The sequence below is a fragment of the Mesorhizobium sp. M4A.F.Ca.ET.020.02.1.1 genome (genome assembly GCF_004022645.1).
Taxonomy (GTDB): domain Bacteria; phylum Pseudomonadota; class Alphaproteobacteria; order Rhizobiales; family Rhizobiaceae; genus Mesorhizobium.
Map to the genome: position 1 here is coordinate 1 of NZ_RZOI01000390.1, position 5,670 is coordinate 5,670.

At 69.1% G+C, this 5,670-nt stretch carries 4 protein-coding genes; all 4 read right to left on the reverse strand.

Annotation, left to right across the window (positions count from 1 at the left end; all coding sequences use genetic code 11):
- On the reverse strand, positions 1 to 377 hold a 377-nt coding region (locus EN742_RS21950), incomplete at its 3' end, for a UvrD-helicase domain-containing protein (protein ID WP_148670188.1).
- Entirely contained in the window at positions 374 to 3,493 is a 3,120-nt protein-coding gene (gene addB, locus EN742_RS21955) for a double-strand break repair protein AddB (protein ID WP_128333267.1), read from the reverse strand. The genes addB and EN742_RS21950, both read right to left, overlap by 4 nt.
- Positions 3,490 to 4,218 carry a nucleotidyltransferase family protein gene (locus EN742_RS21960; protein ID WP_126057122.1) on the reverse strand — a complete coding sequence of 243 codons (729 nt, stop codon included), beginning with the start codon at positions 4,216 to 4,218 and terminating at the stop codon, positions 3,490 to 3,492. Before EN742_RS21960 ends, addB begins: the two co-directional genes overlap by 4 nt.
- A partial coding sequence (tsaE, locus tag EN742_RS21965; RefSeq protein WP_128333268.1) for a tRNA (adenosine(37)-N6)-threonylcarbamoyltransferase complex ATPase subunit type 1 TsaE occupies positions 4,215 to 5,670 on the reverse strand: 1,456 nt, incomplete at its 5' end. The genes tsaE and EN742_RS21960, both read right to left, overlap by 4 nt.

Genomic DNA, 5,670 nt, shown 5'->3' on the forward strand with positions numbered 1-5,670 from the left:
GTCTGGATCTTCAGCCCGCCCGGCGTCTCCAGCGCCTCGGCGAACAACCGGCGCGCGCGGCGCATCGTGCCGGCATCGGCGCCACGGCCATCCAGCGCCACGATCCGGCTCGCCAACTCGGCATCGCCCAGCGACGTCCATTCCGACAGCGTCGAGAACACCCGGTTCGACATGTTGGCGGCGGCGGCGCGCGTGTAGGTCAGGCAAAGGATCTTCGACGGGTCGGTGCCGTTGAGCAGCAGCCGGATGACGCGCTGCGCCAGCACATGCGTCTTGCCGGACCCCGCATTGGCAGAGACCCAGGCCGAATTCAGCGGGTCGGAAGCGCGCGCCTGGCTGGCGGCGGTATCGCTCGGGATCGGGTAGGCCTTCTTCATGCCTCCCCCGCCTCGTCGTCGCTCTCGCCGCCGGCCGACCATTCGAGCACGCGGGCGAGATGGTCGTAGTCGCCATCGACCTCGCCCTCGCGGAACGGCAGCGCGCGCGACAGATAGCCGGTCGTCGGGTCGGCATAGTGGAAGAGCAGCTTCTCCAGCCGCGCCCAGGCGTCCTCGGAAAGCTCGTTGGCGGTTCGGAGCTTCCGATTGTACTCGAGGATCGATTCCGGATCGACATCGCCATTCGCCTTCAGCCGCACGAAGGCAAGCTGGGAGGGTTCGCGAATGCCGAGTTCCTTGAAGGCGCCTCGCCGCAGCAATGCGCCTTCGAGCGCGAGCTGCGGCGAAAGCAATGTATGGGCCTGTGCTTTCGAGGGCGAGGAGCCCGTCTTGTAGTCGAGGATATCGGCCATGCCTCCGGCGAGGAGGTCGATCCGGTCGGCACGCCCGGACAGGGTAACTCCAGTACGGCCGACGACGGTTCTTTCGGCACGTTCCTCGGCGTGCCGACTTGTGACATCGGGTGCACGCTGCCGCTCCCACTGGATGATGTTCGCGGCGAGCTTTTCGAAACGCGGCCACCACACCGCCTCGATGTCGGCTGGAAGCGCCGCTTCGGCGAAGCAGGCCCGGCCTGCCTCGACCAGGCTTTGCAAGGCGTCCGGCGCGCGCGGATCGGCGACCCGCCGCGAAAACAGGTGCAGGATGGCGTGGAACAGCGTGCCGCGCTCGGCGGCGCCCGGATCGCGAATGACCGGATCGAGCGGCACCAGGCCGAGGATGCGTCGGGCGTAGACTGCATAGGGATCGCGGCGCAGGGTCTCGATCTCGGTCACCGAGAAATGCTGCGGCCGGGTGGCGAGCGGCGGCCTCGGCTGCGGCCTTGGCGCGAAGTCCAGCCGCTCGCCGGCATCGAGCGCGCGCGCCCAGGAGAGCAGCGCCGCGCCGCGCCGCATCGGCGCCGCCGCGTGCTCCTTGCCGATGAAGGTCAGCATGCGCTGCAGCCAGCGCGACGGCACCGCCGGCGCGTCGCCGGAACGGGCCGCGCGCGTCAGCACCACTTTCTTCGCGCCCATCGCCATCTGGAAGTCATGCGCGGCAAGGCCGATGCGCCGCTCCGGCGGCTCGAGGTCGATGCCGGTCTTCATCAGCCGCGACATGAAGCGGTCGCTCTCCGGCTTGCGCGGCCATACACCTTCGTTGAGCCCGCCGATGACGAGCGTGTCGACGCTCTGCAGCCGCGCCTCCAGCGCGCCCCAGATGGCGATGTTGCGGTCGGTACCTTGCGCCGGCTTCACCGTTTCCGGTGCGATTAGCGCGTCCATCACATCGGGCCATTCGGCCGCAGCGAAGGCGAACGGCACCGAAGCGGCGACCAGGCCGCGCAGCAGTTCGGCGAGCTTCTCACCGGCGTCGCCGGCATAAAGTTCCGCTGGGCCGCCATCGGCTGCCCGGCCAAGGTTCTCCAGCGCAATAACGCTGGCCCGCGTCAACGCGGCAAGATCGGCGTCCTGTTCGCCGCGAAAGGCTGTGAGCGGGGCCAGGGCCTCGGCAAGCCGGGCAAGCATATCCCGCGCCTGCTCGATCCCGCGCACCGTCAGCCGCGCGAACCAGAAGGGCGGGCGGCTGTCGCCGAGACCCGAAAGGCGGGCCTCGAAAAGCGATGCCAGCGAGGCCGCGTCCGGCCGCCCGGTACCGCCGCGCAGTGCCACCAGTTCGACGATCTCCGCCGCAGGGCGCACGCTCGTCCGATCGAGACCGAGGCCCAGTAGCGGGTGCTTGAGCAGCGAGAGCAGGGCGACCGGATCGCCGGGACGGAACACGGCTTGCAGCGCCAGCCTCAGCAGCGTGGCCGCTGGCGTGTTGGTGAGCGGCGTGCCACCGGAATCGTCGGCGGCGACGCCGAAGCGCAGCAACTCGACAGAGACGCGCCGCGCCAGCGCGCGATCACCGGTGACAAGTGCGGCGCGCTGGCCCGGCTGCTCGACGGCGCGCTTCAGCGCGATCGCGATCGCGACCGCCTCGTCGCGCTCGTTGGCAGCCTCCACCAGCGTCACGCCGGCCAGGGCCTGCCGGATGTCCTCGGCCTCGAAGCCGGGGCGCGTCTCGGTCCACAATTCGGTGGTTTCGGCCGGCCGTAGCGCCTCGCCGACTAGGGCCGCGCGGATTGCCAGCGCCCGGTCCGCCGGGACGATCTCCTCGACATCCGCGCGCGGCACGCCGATACCGCCGATCAGCTTCGCCAGGCCGAATTGCGGGTGGCCGAGCGTGGCCGGCCGTGCGCCGGGCGCCGAAATGGCGGCGAAGGAGGCCTCGTCCAGTCCCTTGTCGAGGCCGGGCAGCACGACGGCGCCATTGGGCAAGCCGGCGATCACGCCGAGCAGCTCGGCGGTCGCGGGGATGGAGCCGGTCGAGCCTGCGGCGATCACCGGCCCGGCCGGCCGGTTGCGTTTCAGCCGCGCGGCCTCCAGCCGGATCAGCGCGCTCCGGTGCGCGGCCGGATTGGAGAGGCCGCGTTCGGCGAGCAGCTTCGGCCAGTTGTCGGTGACGATGCCGAGGAAATCGAGCGTCACCTGCCACCAGCCGGCGAGATTGCCGCTGACCAGCCCGGCGAGCTTCGCCCAATCCGTGCCTTCGGTCTCGATTTCGTCCATCAGCCGGGCAAGGTCGCGCGCCAGCCAGACAGCATCGGCCGCCGAAGCCGGCACCACGAATTCCTCGTTGAACCGCGCCGCGACATGCGACGGCAGGCTTGCCTTCCACGCGCGCACCAGCGGCGCCAGGAGAAGCAGCCGCTCCTGCGCGGCAATCGGCGGCGCGAGCTCGATGGCCGGCGCCGCTTCGGCGTCGAAGGCCGCCTCGTCCTCATCGAATTCGCCGAGCGGCCTGACCGTCGGCAGGATGGCCGAGCGAACCCCCAGAATATCGACGAAGGCGCCGCGCAGCGCGCGCGCCGCGCGCCGCGTCGGCACATAGATGGTGGCGTCGGCGAGCGCCAGCGGATCGCCGTTGAAACGGAAGCCGGGCACCAGCCGACCGTGCAGCAACGCTTCCGCCAGCGTCGGCAGGAACGGCGCTCCGGACGGGATTGAGAAAACGCGGCGCGAGCCGCTCATATCGCTTTCGCGAGTGCGCCGGCGACCGCTGCCTCGGCGGGCGGAATGGCGTCGGGCGTGCCGACCGTGATCCAGCGGCCCTGCATCTGCATGCCGAACAGCCGTCCGGCCGTGATCGCCTTGTCGAAATAGGCGTTGAGCGAATGCGGGCCCGTCGGCGCGTCCTTGAAGATACGCGGATGGACAATCGCGGCCCCGGCATAGATCAGGCCGGCCGGATCGCCTTTCGAGCGCTGCAAGGCGCCGTCCGGCGCCACCAGGAAATCGGTGCCGACGCAATGTCCGGTGGCGGAATCGAGATCGGTAAGCATCAGCAGAATATCCATTCTGGCAGCGTCCCATGCAAGGGAAAGACGCTCGAGGCTGGGCTGGCCGCTGTCGATCCAGAACGTGTCGGCGTTGATGATGTAGAACGGCTCTTTCCCCAGCAGGGGCAGCGCCTTGACGATGCCGCCGGCCGAGTCCAGCAGCATCTCGCGCTCGTCGGAAATGGCGATCCTCGGCGCACCGCGGTCGGCGATATGGGCGATGATCTGGTCCGGAAGATAGTGGACGTTGACTACGGCCTTATCGACACCGGCACTTGCAAGGCTGTCCAGCCCCCAGTCGAGCAAGGTCTTGCCGGCGATCTCCACCAGCGGCTTCGGTATCGTGTCGGTGATCGGACGCATGCGCTTTCCGAGCCCGGCGGCGAGCACCATTGCGGTCCTGGGATTTGCGGTCACGGCGTTCGTTCTTCCAGCAGGCCATGGGCGGCGTAGAAGTCGTGTAGCCCGGCAAGTGCCGGGTGCGCCAGCGCTCTTCTGAGATAGTCGCGGATGCGCGGCAGGTGCTTGAGGTAGAAGGGCTTGCCGTCACGCTTCTCCAGCCGCACGAAAATGCCGAGGATCTTCGAATTGCGCTGCGCCGCCATGATGGCGTAGGCCTCCCGGAACGCTGCTTCATCGAAGGCGCCGGCGGCATGGCGCGCCGCGACATAGGCATCGAGCGTCCGCTTCTCGATCGCGGGCGAGATGGTCACGCGAGCGTCCATGGCGAGCGAGGCGACGTCATAGGCGGCGGGGCCGATCAGCGCATCCTGGACATCGACGACGCCGAGCCGGTCGTGGCCGGTTCTGTCGCCGCGCCAGATGATGTTCGGCGAATGGAAGTCGCGCAGCATCAGCGTGTATTGGCTGCCCTTGAGCCGGTCGAGCACCTTGTTCCATTCGGTGTGGTAGCCGGCCAGCAGGGCATTGCTCGCCGGCTTGCCGGTCAGCATCGGCACATACCAGTCAACCAGCAGGTCGGCCTCGATCAGCATCGCCTCGCGGTCGAAGGGCGGCACGTCATGAAAGACGCCCGGCGCGGCTTCCATCCTGTCGGGCCAGGCCTTGCCATGCATCATCGCCAGCAGCTCGGCCGCCGCGGCATAGCGCTCGGCGATCGGCTCGCCATCGCTGTTCAGGAACCCTTCCGCACCGAGATGTTCAAGGAGCAAAAAGCCCTGCTCGAGATCCTCGGCATGGATCTCCGGCACGCTGACGCCCGCCGCCAGCAAGGCGCGGTCGAGGGCGACGAAGGCGGTGACCGATTGCGCGGTGTGGGCGATCACCGCATAGGGCTTGCCGTCGCGCACCGGCGGACCGAGCACCAGTCGCGGCGAGTTCATCAGCACGCGCGGCGCGAGGCCGGCAAGCGAGACGATCTCATAGGAACGGGCTGAGGCGTCGCCGACGAAGAAGCGCCTGCCGGCTTCGCCCCAGCCGGCCGTGGCCAGGAAATCGCGCATCGCCAGCGAGCGCGCCGCGCGATCGAAGGCCGCCCCTTGTCCCGACAGTTTCGCCAGGCGGCCGTCGCCCTGATGCGCGAGCTCGACCCAGAGCGTGCCGTCCGGCAGGGCGGTCTCGGCGCGTTCTGGCCATTCGACCAGGGCCGCCCCTTGCGCCAGCGCGTCGTCGAAGCCGAGTTCGTCGAGTTCAGCGGCTGCCGAAAGGCGGTAGAGATCGAAATGATGCACCGGAAAGCGCGTGTCGTAGGTCTGCACCAGCGTGAAAGTCGGGCTTGGCACGTCGAGGCCGGCATCGTCGGCCAGGGCCCGGATGAGCGACCGCGCCAGTGTCGACTTGCCGGCGCCGAGATCGCCTTTGAGCGCCAACACGTCGCCCGGGCGCAGCGCCATCGCCAGGTCTTCACCC